The sequence below is a fragment of the Streptomyces sp. NBC_01363 genome (assembly GCF_026340595.1).
Taxonomy (GTDB): Bacteria; Actinomycetota; Actinomycetes; order Streptomycetales; family Streptomycetaceae; genus Streptomyces.
This window is the reverse complement of record NZ_JAPEPF010000001.1, coordinates 3,296,146-3,321,873: the sequence shown is the minus strand read 5'-3', so window position 1 is coordinate 3,321,873 and position 25,728 is coordinate 3,296,146. Positions and strand designations below refer to the sequence as shown.

The following is a 25,728-nucleotide window of genomic DNA, read 5'->3' as shown; positions in this document are numbered from 1 at the left end:
CCCCTTCCGGGCGGGGGGCCGCTGTCGTACCCTCCGTCGTGCGTCACATGGCTGACGCTTCGTCAGAAATACTGGGAGGCGGCGGAGATGAGGCTTGGACTCGCGCTCGGGTACTGGGGCCGCGGCCCGGACCCCGCCCATCTGGAGCTCGCCAGGCAGGCCGAGGCGCTGGGGTACGCGTCGGTGTGGACGGCGGAGGCCTGGGGGTCGGACGCGTTCACCCCGCTGACCTGGATCGCCGCGCACACCTCCCGGATCCGGCTGGGCACCGGCATCGCGCAGATGGCGGCGCGCACTCCGACCGCGACCGCGATGCACGCCCTCACCCTCGACCATCTCTCCGGCGGCCGGATGATGCTCGGCCTCGGGCTGTCCGGGCCGCAGGTGGTGGAGGGCTGGTACGGGCGGCCGTTCCCCACGAGCCCGCTGACCGCGACCCGGGAGTACGTCGACGTCATCCGCCAGGTGCTCCGCCGCGAGGCCCCCGTCGAGCTGGCCGGCCGGTTCCACTCCCATCCGTACGACGGTCCGGACGCCACCGGCCTGGGCAAGCCGCTGAAGCCGATCACCCATCCACTGCGGTCCCGGCTGCCGGTGCTGCTGGGGGCGGAGGGGCCGAAGAACATCGCACAGACGACCCGGATCGCCGACGGCTGGCTGCCGCTGTACTGGTCGCCGATGCGCACCGATGTGTACGAGGCCTCGCTCACCGACCTCCCGGACGGGTTCATGATCGCGCCGATGGCCCGTGCACGGGTCTGCGACGACGTCGCCGAGGGGCTGCTGCCGGTGAAGGCGATGCTCGGCTTCTACATCGGGGGGATGGGGCACGCGGCCCGCAACTTCCACGCCGATCTGATGGCGCGGATGGGTTTCGAGGAGGAGGCGCGGCGGATCCAGCGGCTCTTCCTCGAAGGGCGCAAGGAAGAGGCGGTGCTGGCGGTGCCCGACGCGTTCGCGGACGAGATCTCGCTCGTCGGACCGCGCGAACGGATCGCGGAGCGGCTGGAGTTGTGGCGCAAGGGGCCGGTCACCGATCTGCTGGTGACGGCACCGGACCCGCACACGCTGCGGGTGCTCGCGGAGCTCAACTGAGGGCTGGAGGTCTGGCCGGGTCGGTGGGCCAGGTGCCGGTGCCGGTGCCGCCGGGTGCGGTGTGCTGCCAGGGCTGGGGGTCGGGGTACGTGAGGAGTTGCAGGGTGCTGCCCCACGGGGTGCGCAGATACGCGAACCGGTTGTGCTCCCCCGCCTCGGGGCCCGGCAGCGGCTGTGCCTCGGCGAGCAGCGTGGCACCCGCGGCCACGCAGTCCCGTACGGCCGCGTCCAGGTCGTCCGCGTACAGCGCCACGTGCTGCCAGCCGAAGTCGCAGGGCAGCGCCGGGGGTTCGCGGCGGGGGCCCTGGAACTCGCACAGCTCGATGCCCGGCCCGCCGCCGGGGAGCGCCAGCATTCTGATCGCCAGTTGCTGGGTGCCTGCCGGGACGCCGAGCCGCCGCTCGACGTCCGGCCCGCCGTTGGGTCCGTCCTGGCGGCGCAGGGTGTCGTAGCGCACCTCGGCGCCGAAGGCCCTCGCGAGGAAGAGGGTCGCGGTCTCCAGGTCGGGGACGGTGACCCCGATGTGGTCGATGCCTCGCACGCTGGTGGCCGTCATGGTTTCACCGCTCCTGTCCCGGGGCTGCGCCGACGGCCCCGTCCACCCCGGAGCGGGCCCGCTCCGGGGTCGTGCCCCCGCGCGACCAGGCCAGGAGCTCGTCGGCCGGCCACGTGGTGACGACGCGTTCCGCCGGGACCCGGCACTCCTCGGCGCGGGCGCAGCCGTGGATCTGCCAGTCCAGCTGTCCGGGCGCATGGGCATCGGTGTCGATGGCGAAGAGAGTGCCCGCGTCGACGGCCCGGCCGAGCAGCCGGCGGGGCGGGTCGAGCCGTTCCGGCCGGCTGTTGATCTCCACCGCGGTGCCCGCCTCGGCGCACGCGGCGAAGACCTCGTCCGCATCGAACCGGGACTCCGGGCGCTTGCGGTCCGCGATCAGCCGCCCCGTGCAGTGCCCGAGGATGTTCGCCCGCGGGTGGCGGACGGCCGCGAGCAGGCGTCTGGTCATCGGGGCCGGATCCATCCGCAGCTCGGAGTGGGCGGAGACCACCACGACGTCCAGCTGTGCCAGCAGCTCCTCCTCCTGGTCGAGGGAGCCGTCGGGGAGGATGTCGCACTCGATGCCGGTGAGCAGCCGGAACGGCGCCCACCGCTCGTTGAGCGCGGCGACCGCCGCCAGCTGCCGGCGCAGCCGGTCCGGGGAGAGTCCGTTCGCCACGGTCAGCCGGGGCGAGTGGTCGGTGAGCACCGCCCACTCGTGGCCCAGCTCCGCCGCGGTGCGGCCCATCTCCTCGACGGTGCTGCCGCCGTCCGACCAGTCGGAGTGCAGATGGCAGTCGCCGCGCTGGAGCGCGCGGAGGCCCTCGCCGCCCTCGGCCGGCCGGGCGGCGGCCTCCGCCTCCAGCCGTGCCAGATAGCCGGGTACGTCCCCGGCCACCGCCTCCCGGACCACCTGCGCGGTCTTCGGCCCGATGCCCTTGACCGCCTCCAGCGAACCGGCCGCCGCCCGTCGGCCGGCCTCGCCGTCCGCCATCGCGGCCACCGCGTCGGCGGCCGCGCGGAAGGCATGCACACGGTAGGTGTCGGCCCTGCCGCGTTCGAGCAGGAAGGCGATCCGTTTCAGGGCGCGGACGGGCTCCATCGGCACCTCCACGGGGCCGCCGGACACTACGTGCTCTCCCCTCCAGCTTCGCGCAGCCCGGCCCGGCCCGCACAGCGGCGCCGGGTGGCCGCTCAGCCGAACACGGAGTGTTCCAGCCAGAAGTCCAGCAGCTTCGCGTCACCCAGCACCTCGACCCGGTCGCTGTCCGCCGCCAGGCGCCGGTTGAAGACCAGCATGATGTCGGTGAGCGGGCCGCGCAGCGCCACGGTCGCCTTCTCGTGGGCGCGCCGCCAGGTGAAGCCGTCCTCGCCGAACTCGATCAGCCATTCGGCGCCCGGCGCGTCCGTGGCGTGCAGATGGATGGAGCGCGCGGCGCCGGTCAGCCCGGCCGCCCGCTCGTCGCCCGCGGCCCGCGCGAAGGCGACGATCTCCAGCCACTCCTCGATCGTGTCGGCGGCCAGCTCCGGCGCCACCTCGTACCCGGTCTTCGCGGTGAGCGCCGCGTCGGCGTGGTGGACGATCGTCTCGTGTGCCATCCGGCGTGCCCAGAAGCCCGTGCTCCGCTCCCACGCCCAGGACCACACCTCCTCGTCCGGTCCCGCGGCCCGCAGCGCCTCGGCGGTCCGCGCCGCACCCTCCTCCAGCCAGGCGTCGAGCGCGGCTGGATCGTCGCTCCCGGGGGCGTTCTTTGGTACCTGCTCCGACGGAACCGCCTCCGTGGCGCGGGTCCGTACGATCTCGCCGCCCCAGCGGTGGGCCCTGCCGACGTGGAGAGCGAGCTCGCGCAGGGTCCAGTCGGGGCAGGTCGCAACGGTGGCGCCGAGGTCCGCGCCACGGATCGTGGCCCTCAACGCATCGGTGCGGGCGGTGATTTCGTCACAGTAGCGGTCGTGCGTCGGTCGGCTCATGCCACGCACCTTAGTTCGATCACGAGTCGAACCCCACTGATTACCCGCCGAGTTGCGAGGCGCTGGGCACCTTGTCCTGCACCTCGGCGCCCGCGCTGCTGCCGGCCGACTTGATGCCGTTGATCACGCTCTCGAAGGCGCCGATGTCGCCCGCGCCCGCCTCGCCCTTGCGGAGCTTGTCGCCGAGCCCCTTGAGCGATTCGATGCCCGCCGTCAGCGGCGCGACTGCCTTGGACAGCAGTGGATCGCCCTTGGCGTTGGTCACCGCCGCCTTCAGCCGGTTGTAGGTGAAGCCGCCCGCGAGCCCGGCCTTGACGAGCGCGAACGTCCGTCCGTCGGCGCCCTTCTTGAACTTGCCCGCCCGGTACGGCTTCACGATCCACTGGTACGTCGCACCGGCGGCGAGCCCGGCGTTGGTGATGAACCGCGTCTTGGCGAACTTCTGCGCCTCGGCCGACGACGTACCGCTCGGGGACGCGGAGCTGCTCGCGCTGTTGCCGCCGCCTCCGCCGCACCCGGTGGCGCCCACGACCAGGGCGCAGGACAGCAGCAGCGGGACGAGCAGACGGCGGAGCGGTACCGAACCGGTCACGGCGGATCTGGGCACAGCGGGCCTCCCTGGCCGGGCACATCGAGGCGACCTCTACGATGAGTGACGCTCTCGGCCACTCTCGGTAAGGTTCGCCCGGCCCGGGGCGGCGTGCCACTCGGGAAACGCCGTCCGGGTCTGCCGCGGCCGCACAGGCCGTCCGGGTCTGCCACTGCCGCACAGACCCTAACTACAGCAGTCCGGCTCCAGCCCGTGCGGCAGGTGCTCGCCGCCGAAGACCGCCGTGGTCGCCTCGTCGCCGCCGAGCGCGGCCACGGCGAGCAGCAGCGAACCGGCCGTCCAGGTGGTGAGCTCCTGGGGCCAGAAGGCCCGGTCGCCCTCGAAGACGTACCCGGTCCAGTACATGCCGCCCTCGGCGCGCAGGTGCTGGATGGACTGGAGGATCTCCAGCGCCCGGTCGGACTCACCCATCACCCAGAGGGCCAGGGCGAGTTCGCAGCTCTCGCCGCCGGTCACCCATGGGTTGGGCAGCACACAGCGCACCCCGAGGCCGGGGACAACGAAGCGGTCCCAGCCCTCCTCCATCCGCTCCTTGGCGGCCGTCCCGGTGAGCGCGCCGCCGAGGACCGGGTAGTACCAGTCCATCGAGTAGCGGCTCTTGTCCAGGAAGCGTTCCGGGTGGTGGCGGATCGCATGGCTCAGCGCGCCCGTCGCCAACTCCCAGTCGGGCTGCGGCTCTTCGCGCCGTTCGGCGATGGCGAGCGCGCAGCGCAGCGCCTGGTGGATGGAGGAGCAGCCGGTCAGCAGCGCGTCGTCGACGGGGGTTCTGTCGGCTTCGCGCTTCCAGCCGATCTGGCCGCCGGGCCGCTGGAGCCGCAGGACGAATTCGACGGCGGCGAAGACGGTCGGCCACATCCGGTCGACGAACGCGTCGTCGCCGGTGGCGAGGTAGTGGTGCCAGACGCCGACGGCCACGTACGCGCAGAAGTTGGTCTCCAGCGAGCGGTCGGTCGGCCGGTCCGGGTCTCCGTCCTGGTACGCGGCGTACCAGGAGCCGTCCTCGTTCTGGTGCCGGGCCAGCCAGTCGTACGCGCGCTCCGCGGCGGCGTGCTCGCCCGCCGCGTCGAGGGCCATGGCGGCCTCGGTGTGGTCCCACGGGTCGAGGTGGTGGCCGCGGAACCAGGGCAGGGCGCCGTCCTCGCACTGCACGGCGAGAAGGGCGGCGACGGTCTCGGCGGCCTCCTCGGCGGTGAGGACTCCGGGCAGTACGAGGTGTTCGGTCTGCTCGGGAACGGTCACGCCTCGGCCTTGGTGAGGTCCTCGGCGGCGGCCACGGGCAGGTGCGGCTTGGTCGCGTACGCCACGAAGCTCTTGCCGACGACCGGGTTGAGCAGCTGCTCGGCGACCCGGGTCGCCATCGGCTTCTTCATGATGTCCCAGACCAGCAGCTTGTGGTACGCGCGGACCGGCAGCGCCTTGTCGTTGTCCACCCCGAACGCGCACTTGAGCCACCAGTACGGCGCGTGCAGGGCATGGGCGTGGTGGGTGCCGTACGGCTTGAGGCCGGCGCCGCGGATCTTGCCGAGCAGTTCGTCGGCCTTGTAGATGCGGATGTGGCCGCCCTCGACCTCGTGGTAGGCGTCGGAGAGCGTCCAGCAGACCTTCTCGGGGCCGTACCGCGGCACGGTGATCGCGATCCGGCCGCCGGGCCTGAGGACCCGGACCATCTCGGCGAGGACGCCCTTGTCGTCGGGGATGTGCTCCATGACCTCGGAGATGATCACGACGTCGAAGGACTCGTCGGGAAACGGCAGGTTGAGCGCGTCGCCCTCCATCGCGGTGGCGGTGGCGCCCTCGGGGGCCTCGCCGGCCTCCTTCATCGCGGCGAACCACTTCGCGACCTCGCGGATCTCCTCGCCGTTCTGGTCGAGGGCCACGACCTGGGCGCCGCGCCGGTAGCACTCGAAGGCGTGGCGTCCTGCGCCGCAGCCCAGGTCGAGCACTCGGTCACCTGCGGCGAGCGGGAAGCGGGTGAAGTCCACGGTCAGCACGAATGCCTGCTTTCGCGGTCGAGGGGGTCAGGGGGCTGGGGCGACGGGAACGGGCGGCGGGGTCAACGTCGGCCGCCGGGGCGCGTGGCGCCGGACCGGGCGGCAATCGCCTCGCGGTAGAGGGCGGCGGTGCCGATGGCGGCCTGCTTCCAGGTGAAGCGGGAGAGCACCCGGTCGCGGCCCGCGGCGCCGAGCCGGGCGCGCAGCTCCGGGTCGCCGAGCAGCCGGGCGAGCGCGTCGGCCAGTGCCCCGGCGTCGGCGGGCGGGACGGCCAGGCAGGTCTCGCCGTCCGGGCCCGCGACCTCGGGGATCGCCCCGCCGGTGGTGGCGACGAGGGGGGTGCCGGTGGCCATGGCCTCGGCGGCGGGCAGCGAGAAGCCCTCGTACAGCGAGGGGACGCAGGCGATCTGGGCGCCGCGCACCAGGTCGACGAGTTCGGCGTCGCTGATGCCCTTGACGAACTCGACGGCGTCCCGGAGTCCGTGCCGCTCGATGGCCTGGGCGACGGGCCCGTCCTCGGCCCGCTTCCCGACGACCACGAGGTGCGCCTCCGGGTTCCCGGCACGGAGCTTGGCGAGTGCGTCGACGAGGTGGACGAGGCCCTTCAGCGGTACGTCGGCGCTGGAGGTGGTGACGATCCTGCCGGGCACCTCGGCGACCGACGGGTCGGGCGACCAGAGGTCGGTGTCCGCGCCGATGTGCACGACGTGGACCCGGTCCTGGCGCACCCCGAGGTGGTCGACGATCTCCTGCTTGGAGGAGCCGGAGACGGTGAGCACCGACGGCAGTCGGCGCGCGACCCGCTTCTGCATGCGGGTGAAGCCGTACCAGCGGCGTACGGAGGCGCGCCTGCGGCGGGTCTCGGCGGCGTCCAGGTCCAACTGCCGGTCGACGGTGATGGGGTGGTGGATCGTGGTGACGAGCGGGGCGCCGAGGTCCGCCAACAGCCCGTAGCCGAGGGTCTGGTTGTCATGGATGACGTCGAACTCGCCGCGCCGGGCGGCGAGATGGCGGCGGGCGCGCAGACTGAAGGTGAGCGGCTCCGGGAAGCCGCCGGTCCACATGGTGGCGACCTCGGCGGCGTCGATCCAGTCCCGGTACTCGCCGCGCCTCGGGGTGCGGAACGGGTCGGGCTGGCGGTAGAGGTCCAGGCTCGGCAGCTCGGTGAGCGGGACGCCCTCGTCCAGCACCGGGTAGGGCTGGGCGCCGATCACCTCGACGCCGTGGCCGAGCCGGGCGAGCTCGCGGGCGAGGTGGCGTACATAGACGCCCTGGCCGCCGCAGAAGGGGTTGCCCTTGTAGGTGAGGAGTGCGATGCGCAACGGACGGTCGCCGGCGGCACCGGACGTGTCGTCGCCCGTGCGGGGGCCCGACTCTACGGCCTCAGCGGTCACACTCGGCCCCCTTCTCACTGCGTGTTCGCCGGAGCGTAACCGCTCACGCTAATCTAGAACAAGTTTCAGACTGGATCGTTCAATGAGCTACGAATCTACCGGCAGGTAGCGTCGGTGCAACGGCCGGATCAGGTGATTCGCGCCACCACCGGGCACGCTGGCATGCTGTGCGCCCCCGGGAGACCGAGCGCCTCCCTCCGGTCGCGGACAGAAGCCATGGATGGGGACACATGACAGCGGAAGCCAAGCCGGCATCGCCGCCCCTGACCGAACGGCAGGAGGCCCGCCGCCGCCGCATCCTGCACGCCAGCGCCCAGCTCGCCGGCCGCGGCGGCTTCGAGGCGGTGCAGATGCGTGAGGTCGCGGAGGAGGCCGGGGTCGCCCTGGGCACGCTGTACCGCTACTTCCCGTCCAAGATCCATCTACTGGTCGCCACCATGCAGGACCAGCTCCAGCACATGCACACGACGCTGCACAAGCGCCCCCCGGCCGGGCAGGACCCGGCGCAGCGGGTCGCCGACACCCTGATGCGGGCGTTCCGCGCGCTCCAGCGCGAGCCGCATCTGGCGGACGCGATGGTGCGGGCGCTGACCTTCGCCGACCGCAGCGTCAGCCCGGAGGTGGACACCGTCTCGCGGATCACGACGGCGATCATCCTGGACGCGATGGGGCTGGAGCATCCGACGCCGGAGCAGTTGTCCGCGGTCCGGGTCATCGAGCACACCTGGCACTCGGCCCTGATCACCTGGCTGTCGGGGCGGGCGTCGATCGCCCAGGTGAAGATCGACATCGACACGGTGTGCCGGCTGATCGACGTGACCAGGCCGACGGACGCGCCGTAGGGCATGTTTGAGAAGTCCCGCCTGTCTCGCGGGCGGACGACGCTACTTCTCAAACACGCCCTAGCACATACGGGTCCTGCCCCGTGGCCCTTTCATCACATTCCCCTCACCGTTCGGACCGAAAGAGCGACAGGCCGCTCTTTAACATGGTCATGACCAGTATCGATGAGAGGAAGACATGACTGACCAGTCAGGCATTGCAGGCGGCGCGACGGGGACGCAGGCCCCGGGCGGACCGGGATACGGCGCCCAGCCGCCTGCCGGATACGGGTACCCCGGTGGTGCCGCGCTGCCCAGCGGCAAGGCGACCGCCTCGATGGTGCTCGGCATCCTCGGCCTGCTGCTCATCCCGATCATCCTGCCGATCATCGCGCTCTGCCTCGGTATATCGGCCAAGCGCATGGCGGACCGGGGCCAGGGCGGCGGCCGGGGCCAGGCGGTCGCCGGCATCGTGATGGGCAGCGTCGGCATCGCGTTCGCCGTGCTCGGCGTGACCGTGGCCACGGTCCAGGCCATCGCCTGGGCCTGACGGGCCACCGCCCGCGACGCACGCACCACGTTCCGGCCGCGCCGGGGAACCGTACGATCCGGTTCCCCGGCGCGGCTTTCGCGTTCCGGGCCCATGTGCGGCCCCCACATGCGCACCGTGCCAGGTGGGGTGCCCTGCACCATGTCGACGGCGGCACGGTGTTCATACGGTTCGGCGACATCACATGAACACGCCGAGGAGCCGGTCACCATGCGTCGCAGAGCCAAGGGCACCGCCCGCCACCGCAGATCCCTCTCCGCCGTCGTCGCGCTGACCGCCGCCGGTCTCGTGCTGACCGGGTGCACCGCCGCCGGGAAGGCGGGCGAGAGCGATTCCGGCGGGGACGCGAAGGGCGGGACCGTCAAGGTCGGCCTGGTGTACTCCCGGACCGGGCTCCTCGCGGACTACGGGAAGCAGTACCGCGACGGATTCATGGCGGGCCTGGACCACGCCACGAAGGGCACCCGCGAGGTGGCCGGGCACCGCATCGAGGTCACCGAGCAGGACGACGCGGGCGATCCGGGCAAGGCGGTCTCCGCGGCCAAGAACCTGATCGGCAAGGGCTACAAGGTGCTGGCCGGCACCACCGATTCCGGCGTGGCGCTCCAGATGGCGCCGCTCGCCGCCCAGAACAAGGTGCTGTACATCAGCGGCCCGGCCGCCACCGACGCCGTGACCGGCATCAACGACTACACCTTCCGTTCGGGCCGGCAGTCCTACCAGGACATCCTCACCGCCGGGACGATGCTCGGCGAGGCCAAGGGCAAGAAGGTCACGGTGCTGGCCCAGGACTCCACGTTCGGCCAGGCCAATGTCGCCGCCGTGAAGGCCGTCCTCGGTTCCAGGGGTGCGAAGGTCGGCTCCGTACTGGCTCCGCCCAGTGCCACGGACCTGACCCCGTTCGCCCGGCAGGTGAAGGCGGGCGGACCCGATCTGGTCTTCGTCGCCTGGGCCGGTTCGACCGCGCCGGCGCTGTGGACCGCGCTGGACCAGCAGGGCGTGCTGGAGGCGGGCAAGGTCGTCACGGGCCTGGCCGGAACGGCCTCGTACCCGGTCTTCGGCGACGCCGGTTCCAAGGTGTCGTTCCTGGCGCACTACTTCCCCGGCGCGGGCGGCGGCAACGCCGTGGAGAAGTCCATGATCGACTCGGTCACGAAGGCCGGCGGCACCCCGGACCTGTTCACCCCCGACGGCTTCACCGCCGCGCAGATGGTGGTGCGCGCCATCGAGAAGGGCGGCGCCACCGACACCGCCGCCATGGTGAAGGCCCTGGAGGGCTGGAGCTTCGACGGGGTGAAGGGCAAGGAGCAGGTCCGGGCCCAGGACCACGCCCTGGTGCAGCCGATGTTCGTCGCGAAGCTCAAGGGGACGGGCGCCGGTGCCCGGCCGGAGCTGGTGTCCACCGCGCCGATGGACGAGGTGGCGCCGCCCGCGAAGCCCTCGGCGGGCTGACCGATGGGCGTACCGGACATCACCGCACAGCGCGCGGCCGGTCCACGGACCACCGCTCCGGTGCTTCGGCTGACCGGACTCGGCTGGGGCGTCGGCGGCGCGACGATCGTCGAGGACGTCACACTGAGCGTCCACGAGGGCGAGTTCCTGGCCTTCATCGGCCCCAACGGGGCGGGCAAGACCTCCCTGTTCAACCTGATCAGCGGGCTGACCACGGCGACCTCCGGCACCATCGAGCTGGACGGCACGGACATGACGGCCAGTCCCGCGCACGCACGGGCGCGACGCGGCATCGGCCGCACGTTCCAGACGTCCAGCCTCTGGCCGGCCATGAGCGTGGCCGATCACGTCCGGCTGGCCGCGCAGGCGGCCCGGGGCGGCTCCTTCCGGCTGTGGCGGCGGGCGTCCGCGTACACCGCCGAGGTGGACGGCGTACTGGAACGCACCGGTCTCGGCCACCGGGCGCGGGCCACGGCGTCCGAGCTGTCGCACGGCGAGAAACGGAAGCTGGAGCTCGCGGTGCTGCTGGTGGGCGAGCCGCGGCTGATGCTGCTCGACGAGCCGATGGCCGGGGTCAGCGCGGAGGAGGTCCCCGCGCTGACCGAACTCATCCGCACCCTGCACCGGGACGAGGGCCGCACCGTCCTGATGGTCGAGCACCACATGGACGTCCTGCTGGGGCTGGCCGACCGGCTCGCCGTGATGCACCACGGGAGGCTGCTGGCGCTGGACACCCCCGAGGCAGTGACCGCCGACCCGACCGTCCAGCAGGCCTATCTCGGGGAGGGGCTGTGACGACCGGGACCCTGCTCGCCGTACGGGACCTGCGGGTCCTGATCGGCGGCCGGCACATCCTGCACGGCGTCGACCTGGACGTCGCCCGGCACGGAGTGACCGCGCTCCTCGGCCGGAACGGCGCCGGGAAGACCACGACCGTACGCGGCGTCCTCGGCCTCGTCCCGCGTACCGGCAGCGTACGGCTGGACGGCGAGGAGACCGTGCCGATGCCCACCCACACCGTGGTGCGGCTGGGCATCGGGTACGCCCCCGAGGACCGGGGCGTCTTCGCCTCGCTGACCGTCGCGGAGAATCTGCGCCTGGCCGAGCGGCCCGGCGCCGAGGGGCCCGCGTACCCGCTCGTCCATGAACTCTTCCCCGAACTGAAGCGCCGGGAACGGCAGTTGGCGGGGACGCTGTCCGGCGGGCAGCAGCAGATGGTGGCCATCGGCCGCACCCTGCTCAACGGGAACCGGCTGATCATCGCCGACGAACCCACCAAGGGACTGGCACCCAAGGTGGTCACCGAGGTCGCCCAGGTGCTGGAGCGGGCCGCCGAGGCGGTGCCGGTGCTGCTCGTGGAACAGAACCTCGCCGTCGTGCGGCGCCTGGCCCGGCACTGTGCGGTACTCGCCGACGGCCGGACGGCCCACCAGGGACCGGCCGACGAGCTGCTGGGCGACGCGGAGACGGCACGGCGGCTGCTGGGTGTCGGACACGGCCCGGCCACCGAAGCACTCTCCGTGGAGGCGGATTCCTGATGTCCACCGTCGTTCTGCTCACCATGACCGGACTCGGTCTGGGGGCTCTCTACTTCCTGATCGCCTCGGGACTCTCACTGATCTTCGGCCTGATGGACGTGCTCAACTTCGCGCACGGGGCGCTGCTGTCCATCGGCGCGTACGGCACCTGGTGGGCGGCCTCCGGCCATCTGCCCGGCGCCGGTCCGGGCGGGGCGGGCTTCGCCCTCGCGGTCCTGTTCGGTACGGCGGTGGGCACCGCCGCCGCCGTGCTGCTGGAACTCGCCGTCGTCCGGCCGCTCTACACCCGGCCGCGCGAGCAGGTGCTCGCCACGGTCGGGGTGGGGCTCGCCGTCCCGGCCCTGCTGTCGGGCATCTGGGGCTCGGACGCCCGTACCTTCCCGGGCCCGAAGGCGCTGTCCGGCACCTTCGGCCTGTTCGGCGCCCAGGTGCCGGTCAACCGGCTGGTGCTGGTCGCGGCGGCGGTCGTGGTGCTCGTGGCGCTGCGGCTCTTCCTCGGCCGCACCCGCCACGGTCTGGTGGTACGGGCCGGGGTCGAGGACCGGGCGATGGTCACCGCGCTCGGCATCGACGTGCGGAAGGCGTTCACGCTCGTCTTCGCGATCGGCGGCTGCGTGGCCGCGCTCGGCGGGGCGCTCGGCGGCCTGTACTTCGGCTCGGTCGACCCGCGTCAGGGCACCTCGCTGCTGATCTTCGCGTTCGTCGTGGTGGTCACCGGGGGCATGGGATCGGTGAGCGGCGCCGCCGTGGCGTCCGTCGTCATCGGCCTGGTCCAACAGTTCGCCAACTACTACACCGCAGCGGGCCTCGGCGATCTGGCGGTCGTCGTCCTGCTCGCCGCGCTGCTGCTCGTACGGCCGCGCGGACTGACCGGGAGGCTCGCGTGAGCACCGCCACCGAGACACACCGCCGCACCGGCGAGGAACACACAGCCGTGCAGACCCCCGGGAACACCGCCCGGCTGTTGCGCCGCTGGTGGCCCGCCGCCGCACTGCTGGTCCTGGCCCTCGCCCCCTACAGCGCGCTGCCGCTGCCCGGCCTCCTGGACGGTCCGCTCGGCAGCCCGGGAAGTCTCCAGCTGCTCGCCACCTGCCTGCTGTTCGGTGCGCTGGCGACCGGGTACGACCTGCTGCTCGGCCGCACCGGGCTGCTCTCCTTCGGGCATGCGCTCTACTTCGCGGCGGGCAGCTACGCCACGAACATGTTCCTGCTGGAGGCGGGCCTCCCGTTCGCCGTGTCCGCGCTGCTCGGCGTCGGTTGCGGGGTCGCGCTCGCACTGGTCCTGGGGTCGGTGAGCCTGCGGGTCACCGGCATCGGCTTCTCCATGGTGACGCTGGCGTTCGCCCAGGCGGGATCGATCCTGGTCTCCCGCAACCCCGGCGGACTGACCGGCGGCGAGGAGGGCCGGGCCGCCCCCGCCGAACTGCTGCCGTCCGGGCTCGTGGGCATCGAGCACACCGCGAACCTCTACTGGCTGGCGCTCGCCTATCTGGTCCTCACCCTCGCCGTCGTCCACCGGGCGGTCAACTCCCCCACCGGACGCGTCTGGGAGGGCATCAAGGAGAACGAACGCCGGGTGGAGGTGCTGGGGCTGAAGCCGTACGGGTTCAAGCTCACGGCCTTCGTCCTGGCGGGCGCCCTGGCCGCGCTGGGCGGTCTGGTGCACCTGCTGCTCACCGGCGGCTCGACCCCTCAGACGACCACCTCCGACTTCACTCTGTCCCTGCTGGTGATGGTGGTGCTGGGCGGATCCGGCACCCGGTGGGGACCGATGGCCGGCGGCATCCTCTACACCTGGGCCGATCACCGGCTCGGAGATCTGGCCGGTTCGGGCGCGGTCGCCGATCTGCCCGCGGTGCTGCGGGTGCCGCTCTCCCAGCCGCTGTTCCTGCTCGGTGTGCTGTTCGTGGCCGTGGTACACCTGCTGCCCGGCGGCCTGGCCCGGCTGCCGTCCCGGCTGAAGGCGGTACGCCGCAGGTCGGCCGCGACCGGAACACCCACGGACAAGAAGTCCCGGAAGGAGAGCGGACGCCCGTGATCGCTCACGAAGAGGTACGAGTCCCCGTGACCGGCGGCGAGCTGGCGGTGCTCCGATGGCCGGCCCGGCATCCCGCGGCGCCGGTCGTCCTCGCCCTGCACGGCATCACCGCCAACGCGCTGTCCTGGGGGCCGGTGGCCAGGCTGCTGGGCGGACGTGTCACCCTGGTCGCCCCGGATCTGCGCGGCCGGGCCGGGAGTTCGGCGCTGCCGGGCCCGTACGGGATCGCCGCGCACGCCGACGACGCGGCCGCCGTGGCCGCGGCGCTGGCCCCGGGCCGGGTGGTGCTGGCGGGCCATTCGATGGGCGCGTTCGTGGCGGCGCTGGCCGCCGTACGGCATCCGGACCGGTTCGGGCCGCTGCTGCTGGTCGACGGCGGCATCGGCTTCCCCGCCCCCACGCACCTCTCCCCGGACGAGCTGATGACCGCCGTGATCGGCCCGGCGATGGACCGGCTGTCGATGACCTTCCCCGACCGGGCGGCGTACCGCTCGTTCTGGCAGGCGCACCCCGCGTTCGCGGACGCCTGGTCGGACGAGGTGGACGCGTACATCCAGCGCGATCTGACCGGGGACGAACCCGCCCTGCGCTCCACCTGCCGGATCGAGGCGGTGCGCACCGACGGCATCGGCCTCTTCGACGAGGAGGTGCTGACGGCGGTACGGAAGCTGCCCGTTCCGGCGACGCTGTTGTGGGCGCAGCGCGGTCTGATGGGCGAGGAGCAGGGCCTGTACGACGAGACCCGGCTGGCGGCGGCGGACCTCGGGGGTACCCGGGTGACACCGGTGGCGGTCCGGGACGTCAACCACTACACGGTGCTGACGGGGGACGCGGGCGGCAAGGAGATCGCGCGCCGCCTGTCGAACCTGGCGGGCGTCTGAGGACAGCCTCCGCCGAGGGCGGCCGGACGGCGTCTACCGTTCCCGGCCGCCCGCCAGCAGATGCAGTCGCAGGGCGAGTTGCAGCTCCAGGGCCCGGCCCGGCTCGTTCCAGTCGCGCCCCAGCAGCACCTGCACCCGGTCCAGCCGCTGCACCACCGTGTTGACGTGCACGTGGAGTTCGTCCTTGGCGCGGACGAGACTGCCCCCGGCCCCGAAGTAGGCGCCGAGGGTGCGCACCAGGTGGGTGCCGCGCTGCGCGTCGTACTCCAGCAGCGGCCCGAGCGTCGCCGAGACGAAGCCGTCGACGTCCTGCGCGTTGCCCAGCACCACGCCCAGGAAGCCGAGTTCCTCGACGCAGGCCCCTTCCCCGGTGCGCCCGAGGACCCGCATCGCGCGCAGACAGCGGGCGGCTTCCCCGTACGCGGCGGCCAGCTCCCGGGCACCGCGGGCCGGGCCGGTGGCGGCGACGGTGACGGGGGTCTGGGCGAGCTGGCCGAGCTGGGCCGCCGCCGCGCGGGCCGCGTCGCCCGCGGCCGGTCCGCAGTCGTTGGCCGCCACCAGCAGCACCACGCTCCCGGCGTGTTCCGCGCTCACCCCGTGGATGTCCCCGCCGAACAGATAGCGCACCGCGGCGGGGGCCAGCCGCTCCCGGGTCCCGCCCTCGGCCACCAGCAGCAGATGCGGACGGTCGAGGTCGATGCCCAGGCGCCGGCCGCGTTCGGTGAGCCCGGCCGGGTCGCGGTCCGCGTCGGTCAGCAGATCGGTGATCAGCTCCCCGCGTATCCGGTTCTCGGTCTCGGCGACCGTGCGCCGCAGCAGCAGAAGCAGTCCGGTGACCACCGAGGCCCGCTCGAACAGCCGCCGGTCGGAGTCGTCGAGCTGTCCTCGCCGGTGCAGGACCAGCCCGGCCAGGAGTTCCCGCCCGGCGAGGACCGCGCAGATCCACCGGCCGTCGCGGTGCACGGCGCGGGCGCCGGTACGGGATTCCTCGGCGGTCTCGGCCAGCCAGCCGGCGTCCATGCTGTCGGCGGCGAAGTCCGTGCCGTCGGGCCGGACGGCCGCCAGGGGCCGGCCGCCCGGGTCGTGGATGGTCAGCGGGGAGTCCAGCAGCCCCGCCACCGCCGCCGCGACATCCTTGACGTCCCGGCCGCGCAGCACCAGGTCGGTCAGCCGGTCGTGGGACTCCTCGGCCCGCCGCATGGCCGCCGAATGCGCCCGTACCGCCGCGTTCGCCTCCGCCAACTCGGCGTTGGCCCCGGCCAGTTCATCCAGCGCGGACCGGGTGTCGGCGAGCGCGCGGGCGGTGTCGATGGCAATCGCGGCATGCGCGGCGAGCGAGCAGAGCAGCGCGACCTCGTCGGGGCTGAAGACACGGGCCGCGCGGTCGGCGGCGAAGAGGACGCCGATGACCTTCCCCGTGCCGCCGCGGCTGGAGCCGAGCAGCAGCGGCACGCCCAGGATGGCGACGAGCCCCTCGTCCAGCACCCCGGCGTTGATGTTGCGGGTGTGGTGGAAGCGGTCGTCGGTGCGGTAGTCGGGGCTCGCGTACGGTCGCGCGGTCTGCGCCACCAGACCGCCCAGCCCGTGGCCGAGCTCCAGCCGCAGCCGCTGGAAGAGCACCGACACCGATCCGTCGGTGACCCGCATGTAGGTGTCCCCCGCCTCCTCGTCGGGGAGGGTGAGATACGCCGTGTCCGTACCGAGCAGCATCCGGGCCCGGCGGACGATCGCCTTCAGCACCTCGTCCAGGTCGCGGGAGGCGGCCAGGTCGCCCGCGGTGTCGAAGAGCGCGGTGAGCTGCAGCTCGCGGCGACGGTGCTGGCGCAGGGCGCCCCTGATCCGCAGGGCGGTGGCGGTGGCCCGCTCCACCTCCGCCAGATCGCCCGCGGGCACCCCGGCGGCACGCGCCCGGGAGGAGACGGCGCCCAGCGCCTCGGCGGGGGCGTCGTCGGCCAGCAGATCGAGCAGGCGGCGCAGATGGGGCGCGGCGGAGGTGGACGGTTCAGACATGGGCGGCCGGCAATCGTAGGGGGCGGGAGGTCAGTTGGCGGTCCAGCCGCCGTCCATGGAGAGCGAGGTTCCGGTGATGTGCCCGGTACGCGGTCCGCAGAGCCACAGCACGGCCTCGGCGACGTCCTCGGGGTCGATCAGCCGCTTGATCGCGCTGCGTTCCAGCATGACCCGGCCCACCACCTCCTCCTCGGAGATGCCGTGCGTACGGGCCTGGTCCGCGATCTGGTTCTCGACCAGGGGGGTGCGTACGTACCCGGGGCAGACGCAGTTGCTCGTCACCCCGTGCTCCGCCGCTTCGAGCGCGACCACCTTGCTGAGTCCCTCCAGTGCGTGTTTGGCCGTCACATAGGCCGATTTGTAAGGGCTGGCCCGCAGTCCGTGCACCGACGAGATGTTGACCACGCGCCCCCAGCCGCGTTCGTACATGCCCGGAAGGGTCCGGCGCAAGATGCGGAACGGGGTCTCCACCATGACGCGCTGGATCAGCGCGAAGCGGTCCGGCGGGAATTCGTGCACGGGCGCGACGTGCTGGAGCCCGGCGTTGTTGACCACGATGTCCACGTCGGCGGGCAGGGCGTCCACCGCGTCGGGGACGGAGAGATCGACCACCCACGCCGTCCCGCCGATCGCCTCCGCCAGGCTCTTCGCCGCGTCGGCGGCCTTGTCCACCACGTGCACATGGGCGCCGGCCGCCGCCAGGGTCTGGGCGCAGGCCCGCCCGATCCCGCTCGCGGCACCGGTCACCAGGGCGGTGCGCCCGGCGAGCAGCGGGTCCGCGGGCGGCGGGACGGTGGGCGGGGCGGCGGGCCCGGCGTCCGGGCGCTGAGGAGTCTCCATGGCCGTCACCGTAAGGAGGCCGGAGCCCACGTCACACGGGATCGGTGCACACACCGTCGCACACCGGCATGGTGGTGGCCCACATGGTGCCGGTCCGGCGGCGGGCCGTCAGTGCGCCGCGTCCAGCACCGCCCGCTGCTCCGCGGTCAGCTCCAGGTCCACCGCGGCCAGGCTCTCGTCCAGCTGCGCCACCGAGGAAGCGCCGACCAGCGGGACGAACGGGATCTCGCCGCCGATGAGCCAGGCCAGGACCACCTGGTTGACGGTCGCCCCGGTCTCCTCGGCCACCGCCCGCAGCGCGGCCTGCCGGGCGCGGGTGCCCGGGTGGTCGAAGTCCGGGCCCAGCGGCTTGTCCGCGCGGACGTAGCCGCCGGACAGCAGGGGCGAGTAGGCGACCGGCACGAGTGCGGGTTCGGCCCGCAGATAGCCGAGCAGGTCCCCGGCGGCCACGCCCTCCTGGCCGTCCGGGGAGAACAGGCCGGGCGAGTCCGTGCGCCGCCGCAGATAGGTGTGGTGGTACTGGAGGACCTCGTAGCCGGGCAGACCGGCGGCCGCGGCGATGGCGCGGGCCCGCTCCACCTGCCACGCCCAGTGGTTGCTCACGCCGAGCAGTCCGACGGTGCCCTCCGCGACCAGTTCCCCGAAGGCCTCGACGGTCTCGGCGAGCGGCACGTCCTGGTCCTGGACGTGTGCGTACAGCAGGTCCAGCTTCTCCACGCCGAGGCGTTCGCGGCTGCGTTCCGCGGATTCCCGGATCACCTCGGCCGAGAGGCCCACGATGCCCTGGGAGAAGTCGGTGCCGGGGGCCTTGGGCCGGGCCCCGAGCTTGGTGGCGATGACGATCCCGTCGCCGATGCCACGGCTGCGGCGCCAGCGGCCGAGCAGCTGCTCGCTCTCCCCTCCCCTCGTGCCGTCGACCCAGAACGCGTAGTTGTCGGACGTGTCGATGAAGGTGCCGCCCGCCTCCACGTACCGGTCGAGGATCGCGAACGAGGTCGCCTCGTCGGTGAGGGTGCCCATCAGCATGGCGCCGAGGCTGAGCACACTCACCTCCCGGCGGGTGGCGGGGTCCGTGCCGATGGTGCGGTAACGCATGGCGGGTCCTCTCCCCATGGCCCGTCTCCGTGCGGGCGTCGACCGGGAGTCTGCATCTTGGAGTGCGCTCCAGGTCAAGGGAGTCCCGGCGGCGCAACGGCGGTGCCGCACACAGCCGGGAGCGGGGAGTGTCAGCCGGGCCCATGGGCGCGTGCGCCCCGGCCCTTTAGCGTCCGCCCCACAGTCGCTGCCCGCGCTGCCCGAAGAGCCGGAACAGCCCAACATGAGGCACCCGTGCGCCCATCGACCCTGCGACGTCTGCTGCGGCGCGTCGCCTCCACGGCCGCTCTCGCCCTCGTCGCGGCGACGCCGAGCACGGCCGCGGCCGTGCAGCCGGCCGCTGCCGCCGGTGGTCTGCAACAGTCACCGGCCTCGGCTCGAACCCCGGCAACCTCCAGATGTACGAGTACGCCCCGACGCCCTGCCGCGAACGCACCGCTGGTCATCGCCCTGCACGGCTGCACACAGACCGCGCACGGACCCGGGTCTCACCGCCGGCACGGCGTACCGCTACACGGTGGCGGCGATCGACGGATCGGGCACGCCCGGCACCGCCTCGCCCCAGGTGACGGTGACCACGACCGGCGGGGCACCGGCGCGGTGCCTCACGGCGACCAACTACGCGCAGGTGGCGGCGGGCCGGGCCCGTACCGCAGGCGGCCATGTGTACGCCAACGGCTCCGACGAGAACATGGGCCTGTACAACGTCTTCGTCACCCACACCCTGAAGGAGTCGCCGCCCGGGTACTTCGTGATCGCGGACACCGGATGCACGGCCTGAGCGGTGTCCGGCGCGCGGCCCGTCCGGCGCGAGGGCCCGCCCTGCGCGGCCAGTTCCTGCGCGGTCAGGTCTTGCGCAGGTCCGGGGCCGGGACGCCGATGAGCAACTGCCGCAGGGCGTCCCACGCGGTGCGCATCGCCCGGGTGAGGGCGGGCGGGTCGCTGCCGACGACCCGGACCCAGGCCCCGCAGTCGTCGGGCAGGGTGCTCGCCCCGAAGGCCAGGCCGGTCGGGGCGAGCGCCTCGTGGAGCGTGTCGGCGACCCGGGCCGCGGGGGCGAGCGGGGTGACCGCGTACAGGGTGGCCATCAGGTCGTGGTCCGCGAAGACGGCGGGCCCGGTGACCGGACCGGGTCCCTGCGGATCGAGGCGGACGGTGTCCACGGCCAGGAGCGTCCCGTCGGGGCGCCGGATCTCCAGGTCGCTGAAGAGCATGCGGTAGGCGTGCCGTTCACCGCGGGCCAGCCGTCCGGCCGCGATCGTCTCGCCCAGCAGCACGGTGGCGGTCGGATCGACGGTCACCCGGGTGTGCTGGTAGAAGCGGGCGTCCCGGTAGGGGATCAGGGAGTCCGGCAGGTATTCGACGTAACTCCCCTCTTCCACCGCCAGGTTGACGATCTGGGTCGCGTGGTCGAACTCCATCCGGTGCACTTTGGTCGCGGCCTGTGTGGTCAGGTGGACCGAGGTGCCGGGGCCGCAGTCGATGTCGATCCGGTTGCGGTCGGCCTGGATGATGCCGCCGCCGGTCGACATCAGATAGGTCACCGGGAGGTCGGGCCGCGCCGGGTCGATGTACAGCGGGCGCATGATCTGCAACGGTGACTTCTGGTACCGGTCGACGAGCTCGGTCCGCTCGCCCACCCGTACGTAGCGCAGTTCGAGCAGACCGACCTTGCCGGGGCGCCCGGCGGCCAGGGTGTCCGGCGTGCCGGTGAGGTCGAGCATCCGGGCCGGTACCCGACGGGGTTCGTAGTGCGCGGGATCCAGCCGCGCGGGCGCCTCGGTCATGCGGAGGCCGTCTCCTGGGCGGCTTCGTGGGACAGGAGGAAGTCGGCGATGGCGCCGAGGCCCTCTCCGGTGAGCGAGTTGGTCAGCACCACCGGCCGGCCGTCCCGGACGCGGTGGGCGTCCGACTCCATGACACCGAGATCGCACCGCACGTAGGGGGCGATGTCCACCTTGTTGATGACGAGCAGTTCGCACTCGGTGATGCCCGGACCGCGCTTGCGCGGCATCTTGTCGCCCTCGGCGGTGTCCAGCACGAACAGGAACAGGTCGACCAGCGCGGGGCTGAAGGTGAGGGTCAGGTTGTCCCCGCCGCTCTCGAAGAGCAGGGTGTCCACCTCGGGGAAACGCTCCATGAGTTCGTCCGCGGCCGCCTGGTTCATCGTCGGGTCGTCACGGACGGCGGTGTGCGGGCAGGCCCCGGTCTCCACGCCGACGATCCGGTCCGCGTCGAGGATTCCGGCCAGGGTGCGGCGCACATGCGCGGCGTCCTCGGTGGTGAAGATGTCGTTGGTGATGACGGCGGGGGTCCGGCCGCGTTCGATCAGCATCGGGACGAGCGCTTCGATCAGGGCGGTCTTGCCGGAGCCGACCGGTCCGGCGACACCGACGCGCAGTACGCCGTCCTTCGGCCGCCGCATGAGCTCGTCGTGGTCGTGGTGGTGGTGCCTGGCCTGCATGGGGTCGTGCATGGTGATCCTGTCTGGTGTGGTGCGGTGCGGTGGAAGGATTACGAGAGGCCCTAGCTGGCGAACAGCCGTGCCTCGGCGCGCTCGTGGCGGCCGGCCATGACGTCGGCCACCGGGACGCAGCCGCCGATGTCTGCCGGTTCCCGCCCCAGGGCCGCGTCGACGGTCTCCTCGATGACCGGGGCGGCCCCGTGCAGGACGACCTGCGCGCGGCGGTGGTCGGTCAGCCGCAGCCGCATGGCGGCCCCCACGAAACTGGCCGCGAAGGCGAACAGTTCGCAGGTGACCGCCTGGCGGACGGGCAGCCCGTTGCCCGCGTGGACGACGGCGGCGACGACCGGCTGGCAGCCGCGTACGGCGCCGTCCCGGTAGAGGCCCCGGTACCGCTCGATCTGCTCGGTGCCGTACACCTCGCCGGCCAGGTCCAGCAGCTGCCGCCCGGTGCGGACGGCGGCCTGCCGGGCCTCCCGGCCCAGTTTGGTGGCGTGCAGCCGCTGTTCCACGGCCACCACTTCCTCCCAGTCGTCGGCGGTGACCGCACGGTGGGCGAGCGCGAGGGCGGTGGCGTCGGCCGGACCCACGCTGTGGCGCAGCAGGTCGTGCAGGAGCGCCGGCAGGCCGGACGGGGTGACCGCGCGGGCCTGCTGGAAGCCCTCCAGGCCGTGGGAGAGGGTGTAGTAGCCGCTGGGGAAGGCCGAGTCGGTGAGCTGGAGTCCGGTCAGCAGGGCCGGGATCGGTATCGGGTCGTTCACACCGGGGTCTCCGTTCGGGCGGGTCGTCGGACGATGTCGTGCGTTCGGGCCGTCGTCAGACGATGTAGAAGAGGTGGTTGAGCGGGAGCCGCTCGGCCGGCTCGATGGTGGCGGGCTCTCCGTCGACGGTGACCTTGTACGTCTCCGGGTCCACCTCGATGCGCGGCAGCGCGTCGTTGCGCACCATGTGCTGCTTGCCGATGGTCCGGCAGCGCTGCACGGGTTCGATCCGCCGTTGCAGCCCCAGCTCCTCGGGGACCCCGGCGGCGATGGACGCCTGCGACATGAACGTCACCGAGGTGCGCTGCTTCGCGCGGCCGTGGGTGCCGAACATCGGCCGGTAGTACACCGGTTGCGGCGTCGGCAGGGAGGCGTTGGGGTCGCCCATCAGGGCCCAGTTGACCATGCCGCCCTTGATGATCAGCTTGGGCTTGGCGGCGAAGGAGTGGATCGGCCAGAGCACGATGTCGGCGAGCTTGCCGGGCTCCAGGGAGCCGATCACGTCCGCGGCGCCGACCGCAGTCGCGGGGTTGATCGTCAGCTTGGCCAGGTAGCGCAGGACCCGCGCGTTGTCGTTGCGGGAGCTGTCCTCCGCCAGCGGACCGCGCATCTCCTTGCAGTGGTGCGCCGTCTGGAAGGCGCGGACGAAGGACTCGCCGACCCGGCCCATGGCCTGGGAGTCCGAGGAGAAGATGCTGATGACCCCGAGGTCGTGCAGCACGGTCTCGGCCGCGATCGTCTCGGCGCGGACCCGGCTGTCGGCGAACGAGACGTCCTCGGGGATGTCACGGGACAGGTGGTGACAGACCATCACCATGTCCAGCAGCTCGTCCACCGCGTTGACCGTGTACGGCAGGGTCGGGTTGGTGGAGGCCGGCAGTACGTTGGCCTCGCCCGACACCCGGATGATGTCGGGGGCGTGGCCGCCGCCCGCACCCTCGGTGTGGAAGGTGTGGATGGTCCGGCCGTCGATCGCCGACAGGGTGTCCTCGTAGAAACCGCCCTCGTTGAGGGTGTCGGTGTGGATGGCCATCTGTACGTCGTGCTCGTCGGCGACCCGCAGCGCGGTATCGATCGAGGCGGGGGTGGCACCCCAGTCCTCGTGCACCTTCAGCCCGGCGGCCCCCGCCTCGACCTGCTCGCGCAGTGCCTCGGGCAGGCTGCCGTTCCCCTTGCCGAGCAGTCCCACGTTGACCGGCAGGTCCTCCACGGCCTCCAGCATCCGGTGGATGTTCCAGGGGCCGGGGGTGCAGGTGGTGCCGTTGGATCCGTCGGTGGGGCCGGTGCCGCCGCCGAAGAAGGTGGTGATGCCGTTGGACAGGCCCTCCTGGGCCTGCTGGGGCGCGATGAAGTGGATGTGCGTGTCGACGCCTCCGGCGGTGGCGATGAGGTGCTCGCCGGATATCACCTCGGTGCCGGGGCCGATGACGAGCTTGGGATCGACGCCGCTCTGGAGGTGCGGGTTCCCCGCCTTGCCGACGCCGACGATCAGGCCGCCGCGGACCCCGATGTCGCCCTTGACCACGCCGAGGACCGGGTCGAGGACGACGACGTTGGTGATGACGAGGTCCAGGGCGCCCTCGCGGTTGAGCGCGGACGGGTCCTGGGCCATGCCGTCCCGGATGGCCTTGCCGCCGCCGTAGACGGCCTCTTCCCCGTAGGAACCGGCGTTGTGGTCGTACTCGACCTCGACGATCAGGTTGGTGTCGGCCAGGTGGAACCGGTCGCCCACGGTGGGACCGAACAGATCCGTGTACTGCTTGCGCGGGATGATCGCCATCAGGCCCGGTCCCCTTCGTTCTTGGTCTCGGTGCTGTCGGCGTCGGAGTGGATGAAGCCGAGTTCCGCGGCGCGACGGAGCGCGTCGCGCCGGGTGTCCGGGGCGGACAGGCCCCCGTTGACGAGTCCGGCGAAGCCGGTGAGCCGGCCGGAGCCGGCGAAGGCGCACAGCTCCACCTCGCGGGTGTCGCCGGGCTCGAAGCGCACGGCGGTTCCGGAGGGGATGTCCAGGCGCATGCCGTAGGCGGCCTCGCGGTCGAAGCGCAGCGCGCGGTTGATCTCGAAGAAGTGGTAGTGGGACCCGATCTGGACGGCACGGTCACCGGTGTTGGCGACGGTGAGCCTGGTCCTGGCCCGGTTGGCGTTGATCTCCACGGGGTCGTCCCCGTAGAGGTAGTGGGCTCCGCCCGACATCTGTGTCTCCTCGGTGTCTCAGGCGTCTCAGGCGCTGATCGGGTCGTGGCAGGTGACCAGCTTCGTCCCGTCGACGAAGGCCGTCTCGACCTGGAGGACGGTGAGCATCTCCCGTACGCCGGGCATCACGTCGTCGCCGGAGACGACCCTGCGGCCCAACTCCATGCATTCGGCGACGGTGTGGCCGTCGCGGGCGGCCTCCAGGACGGCCTCGGTGATCAGGGCGGCGGCTTCGCTGTAGTTGAGCTTGGTTCCCCGGTCGCGGCGGCGGCGGGCCAGGTCCGCGACCACGTAGACATGGAGTTTGTCGATTTCCCGCGGTGCGAGGTTCATGACGTCACGTCTGCTTTCTCGAAGGTGCGTGTCCGAAGGAGAGCCCGGGGCGGTCCAGAGCCGGACCGGCCGCCAGGAAGAGCCAGGTCGTCACGGTGAACGGCCAGGTGAAGGGGGTTGTGCCGAACGACTGGGCGAAGGCTTCCCAGGCGGCGGCGAAGGGGACCGAGGCGACGGCGGCGAGTACCGCGTAACCGGCGGTCCACGCGGTGGGGGTCAGGAACACGGCGCCCAGCGCGATGGCGCAGAGCACCGCGTTGTAGCCGTACAGCCCGTCGGTGATCGAGGCTGCGGGCAGCCCGGCCGCGCAGGCTGTCACGAGCGCCACGGCGCTGGCCCCCACCGCCGCGAGCGCCACGGTCCGGGAGGCGACAAAGAGCCCGGCGAGCACGATCAGGCCCGCGTACCACGTGTCGAGGAAGAAGATCTGACCGATGTTGGCGCAGAGCGCCCGCCCCGCTTCGGCGGCCGTCAGCTCAGTGAACCCCGGCACACGCGCGGTCGCGCCGACGGTGACCGGGCCCGTCGACAGGGCGACCGTCAGGGCGCTGACGACCAGACAGTAGGGGGCCGTGAGCACGGGCAGCCCGAGGGGGGTGAGCAGGCGGCCCACCGCCCCGCTCAGCACGGCGCAGACCGCCGCCGCGAGCACGACCAGCACGGCCGTCCGCCACGAGGCGCCGAGCCGGATCACCAGGGCGATGCCGGTCAGGCACCCGCAGTAGCCCTGAAGCCCCTGCTCCACGCCCTTCCGGTCGGCCCCGAGCAGAACCGCCGCCCCGGTGGACGCGATGGTCCCGAGCAGCCCGAACACCCCGAGCCGCCACCCGCCGACGAACAGCGCGACCGCGAACAGCAGCCCGGACCACGGACTGCCGACAAGCACCACCTGCGCGATGCCGCGCAACTGCGCCGCCCCGGTCCGTGGAACCGCCCGGCCCCGGGGAAATACCCGGCCCCGTATCCGCACCGCCTGTTCTGCTGCGGGCACATCTTCTCCTTTGAGACATGACGAATGAGGGCACACCGAATACATCCACATCGCCGCATTCGGGAGATGTGGATCTTGGTCAACAATCCGTTGAGACGGTACGCCCGGCAGCGACACAAAGGCATCGACAAGACGCGACCACGAAGCGCGACACTTCATCAACCC

The 25,728-nt window shown here is 72.4% G+C and carries 26 protein-coding genes and 1 pseudogene; 10 read left to right on the top strand and 17 right to left on the bottom strand.

The features are described 5' to 3' along the window. Positions 1-87: 87 nt before the first annotated feature. The gene (locus tag OG611_RS15340; RefSeq protein WP_266419823.1) at positions 88-1,095 is read left to right on the top strand and encodes an LLM class F420-dependent oxidoreductase; all 1,008 of its coding nucleotides are present in this window, start codon (positions 88-90) and stop codon (positions 1,093-1,095) included. Here OG611_RS15340 and OG611_RS15335 read toward each other — a convergent pair. The 7 genes from OG611_RS15335 to OG611_RS15305 all read right to left on the bottom strand — a co-directional run bounded on the left by OG611_RS15335 (position 1,088) and on the right by OG611_RS15305 (position 7,596). Beyond that, entirely contained in the window at positions 1,088-1,651 is a 564-nt protein-coding gene (locus OG611_RS15335) for a VOC family protein (RefSeq protein ID WP_266419820.1), read from the bottom strand. The two genes, OG611_RS15340 and OG611_RS15335, sit on opposite strands and share 8 nt — an antisense overlap. Before the next feature lie 4 nt (positions 1,652-1,655). Beyond that, positions 1,656-2,732, bottom strand: a complete 1,077-nt coding sequence (locus tag OG611_RS15330) for a PHP domain-containing protein (protein ID WP_266419818.1) — start codon at positions 2,730-2,732, stop codon at positions 1,656-1,658. Positions 2,733-2,824: 92 nt separating this feature from the next. Continuing rightward, on the bottom strand, positions 2,825-3,601 hold the full coding sequence (locus tag OG611_RS15325; protein ID WP_266419815.1) for a maleylpyruvate isomerase family mycothiol-dependent enzyme: 777 nt from the start codon (positions 3,599-3,601) through the stop codon (positions 2,825-2,827). 40 nt (positions 3,602-3,641) lie between these two features. Beyond that, on the bottom strand, positions 3,642-4,193 hold the full coding sequence (locus OG611_RS15320; protein ID WP_266425896.1) for a hypothetical protein: 552 nt from the start codon (positions 4,191-4,193) through the stop codon (positions 3,642-3,644). Between the two features lie 183 nt (positions 4,194-4,376). Continuing rightward, complete coding sequence (locus OG611_RS15315) at positions 4,377-5,450, bottom strand: prenyltransferase (protein WP_266419813.1); 1,074 nt, start codon at positions 5,448-5,450, stop codon at positions 4,377-4,379. Continuing rightward, positions 5,447-6,202: a class I SAM-dependent methyltransferase gene (locus OG611_RS15310; protein ID WP_266419810.1), complete on the bottom strand. Its 756-nt coding sequence runs from the start codon at positions 6,200-6,202 to the stop codon at positions 5,447-5,449. The genes OG611_RS15315 and OG611_RS15310 overlap by 4 nt, the downstream gene beginning before the upstream one ends. A gap of 62 nt (positions 6,203-6,264) precedes the next feature. Continuing rightward, positions 6,265-7,596: a glycosyltransferase family 4 protein gene (locus OG611_RS15305; protein WP_266419807.1), complete on the bottom strand. Its 1,332-nt coding sequence runs from the start codon at positions 7,594-7,596 to the stop codon at positions 6,265-6,267. Positions 7,597-7,826: 230 nt separating this feature from the next. On the opposite strand from OG611_RS15305, the gene OG611_RS15300 reads away from it, so the two are divergent. The 8 genes from OG611_RS15300 (at position 7,827) to OG611_RS15265 (ending at position 14,876) form a co-directional block, all read left to right on the top strand. After that, the gene (locus tag OG611_RS15300) at positions 7,827-8,438 is read left to right on the top strand and encodes a TetR family transcriptional regulator (RefSeq protein WP_266419805.1); all 612 of its coding nucleotides are present in this window, start codon (positions 7,827-7,829) and stop codon (positions 8,436-8,438) included. 178 nt (positions 8,439-8,616) lie between these two features. Then, a complete protein-coding gene (locus OG611_RS15295; RefSeq protein WP_266419801.1) occupies positions 8,617-8,967 on the top strand; it encodes a DUF4190 domain-containing protein in 351 nt (116 codons plus the stop codon). A 210-nt stretch (positions 8,968-9,177) separates the two neighbouring features. Then, positions 9,178-10,419 carry a substrate-binding domain-containing protein gene (locus tag OG611_RS15290; RefSeq protein WP_266419798.1) on the top strand — a complete coding sequence of 414 codons (1,242 nt, stop codon included), beginning with the start codon at positions 9,178-9,180 and terminating at the stop codon, positions 10,417-10,419. A 3-nt stretch (positions 10,420-10,422) separates the two neighbouring features. Beyond that, positions 10,423-11,214 (top strand): ABC transporter ATP-binding protein, encoded by a 792-nt coding sequence (locus OG611_RS15285; RefSeq protein ID WP_266419795.1) that lies wholly within the window; start codon positions 10,423-10,425, stop codon positions 11,212-11,214. Next, positions 11,211-11,957, top strand: coding sequence for an ABC transporter ATP-binding protein (locus OG611_RS15280; RefSeq protein ID WP_266419793.1), 747 nt, complete (start codon positions 11,211-11,213; stop codon positions 11,955-11,957). Before OG611_RS15285 ends, OG611_RS15280 begins: the two co-directional genes overlap by 4 nt. Further along, positions 11,957-12,844 carry a branched-chain amino acid ABC transporter permease gene (locus tag OG611_RS15275; protein ID WP_266419790.1) on the top strand — a complete coding sequence of 296 codons (888 nt, stop codon included), beginning with the start codon at positions 11,957-11,959 and terminating at the stop codon, positions 12,842-12,844. The genes OG611_RS15280 and OG611_RS15275 overlap by 1 nt, the downstream gene beginning before the upstream one ends. A 47-nt stretch (positions 12,845-12,891) precedes the next feature. Further along, positions 12,892-13,995: a branched-chain amino acid ABC transporter permease gene (locus OG611_RS15270; protein ID WP_266425895.1), complete on the top strand. Its 1,104-nt coding sequence runs from the start codon at positions 12,892-12,894 to the stop codon at positions 13,993-13,995. Further along, a complete protein-coding gene (locus OG611_RS15265) occupies positions 13,992-14,876 on the top strand; it encodes an alpha/beta hydrolase (protein WP_266419787.1) in 885 nt (294 codons plus the stop codon). The genes OG611_RS15270 and OG611_RS15265 overlap by 4 nt, the downstream gene beginning before the upstream one ends. Positions 14,877-14,909: 33 nt before the next feature. On the opposite strand, the gene OG611_RS15260 is transcribed toward OG611_RS15265, so the two are convergent. From OG611_RS15260 to OG611_RS15250, 3 genes are all read right to left on the bottom strand, one after another. Continuing rightward, the gene (locus tag OG611_RS15260; protein WP_266419784.1) at positions 14,910-16,886 is read right to left on the bottom strand and encodes a GAF domain-containing protein; all 1,977 of its coding nucleotides are present in this window, start codon (positions 16,884-16,886) and stop codon (positions 14,910-14,912) included. A gap of 30 nt (positions 16,887-16,916) precedes the next feature. Further along, a complete protein-coding gene (locus OG611_RS15255; RefSeq protein WP_266419781.1) occupies positions 16,917-17,726 on the bottom strand; it encodes a 3-hydroxybutyrate dehydrogenase in 810 nt (269 codons plus the stop codon). Positions 17,727-17,834: 108 nt separating this feature from the next. Continuing rightward, entirely contained in the window at positions 17,835-18,821 is a 987-nt protein-coding gene (locus OG611_RS15250) for an aldo/keto reductase (RefSeq protein WP_266419778.1), read from the bottom strand. Positions 18,822-19,296: 475 nt separating this feature from the next. Between OG611_RS15250 and OG611_RS15245 the strand changes: the two are divergent. After that, a pseudogene (locus tag OG611_RS15245) lies at positions 19,297-19,602 on the top strand (esterase); the annotation flags it as partial. A gap of 64 nt (positions 19,603-19,666) precedes the next feature. On the opposite strand, the gene OG611_RS15240 reads toward OG611_RS15245, so the two are convergent. The 7 genes from OG611_RS15240 to OG611_RS15210 form a co-directional block, all read right to left on the bottom strand. Next, positions 19,667-20,545: an urease accessory protein UreD gene (locus OG611_RS15240; protein ID WP_266425892.1), complete on the bottom strand. Its 879-nt coding sequence runs from the start codon at positions 20,543-20,545 to the stop codon at positions 19,667-19,669. Positions 20,546-20,604: 59 nt separating this feature from the next. Beyond that, positions 20,605-21,246, bottom strand: a complete 642-nt coding sequence (gene ureG, locus OG611_RS15235) for an urease accessory protein UreG (protein WP_266425890.1) — start codon at positions 21,244-21,246, stop codon at positions 20,605-20,607. A 101-nt stretch (positions 21,247-21,347) separates the two neighbouring features. Beyond that, complete coding sequence (locus OG611_RS15230) at positions 21,348-22,046, bottom strand: urease accessory protein UreF (RefSeq protein ID WP_266419775.1); 699 nt, start codon at positions 22,044-22,046, stop codon at positions 21,348-21,350. Positions 22,047-22,101: 55 nt separating this feature from the next. Beyond that, positions 22,102-23,826, bottom strand: a complete 1,725-nt coding sequence (ureC, locus tag OG611_RS15225) for an urease subunit alpha (RefSeq protein WP_266419772.1) — start codon at positions 23,824-23,826, stop codon at positions 22,102-22,104. Next, entirely contained in the window at positions 23,826-24,239 is a 414-nt protein-coding gene (locus OG611_RS15220) for an urease subunit beta (RefSeq protein WP_266419769.1), read from the bottom strand. Before OG611_RS15220 ends, ureC begins: the two co-directional genes overlap by 1 nt. Before the next feature lie 27 nt (positions 24,240-24,266). Beyond that, positions 24,267-24,572 (bottom strand): urease subunit gamma, encoded by a 306-nt coding sequence (locus tag OG611_RS15215; protein WP_266419767.1) that lies wholly within the window; start codon positions 24,570-24,572, stop codon positions 24,267-24,269. Between the two features lie 4 nt (positions 24,573-24,576). Continuing rightward, complete coding sequence (locus OG611_RS15210; RefSeq protein WP_266419766.1) at positions 24,577-25,563, bottom strand: urea transporter; 987 nt, start codon at positions 25,561-25,563, stop codon at positions 24,577-24,579. Positions 25,564-25,728: the final 165 nt, after the last annotated feature.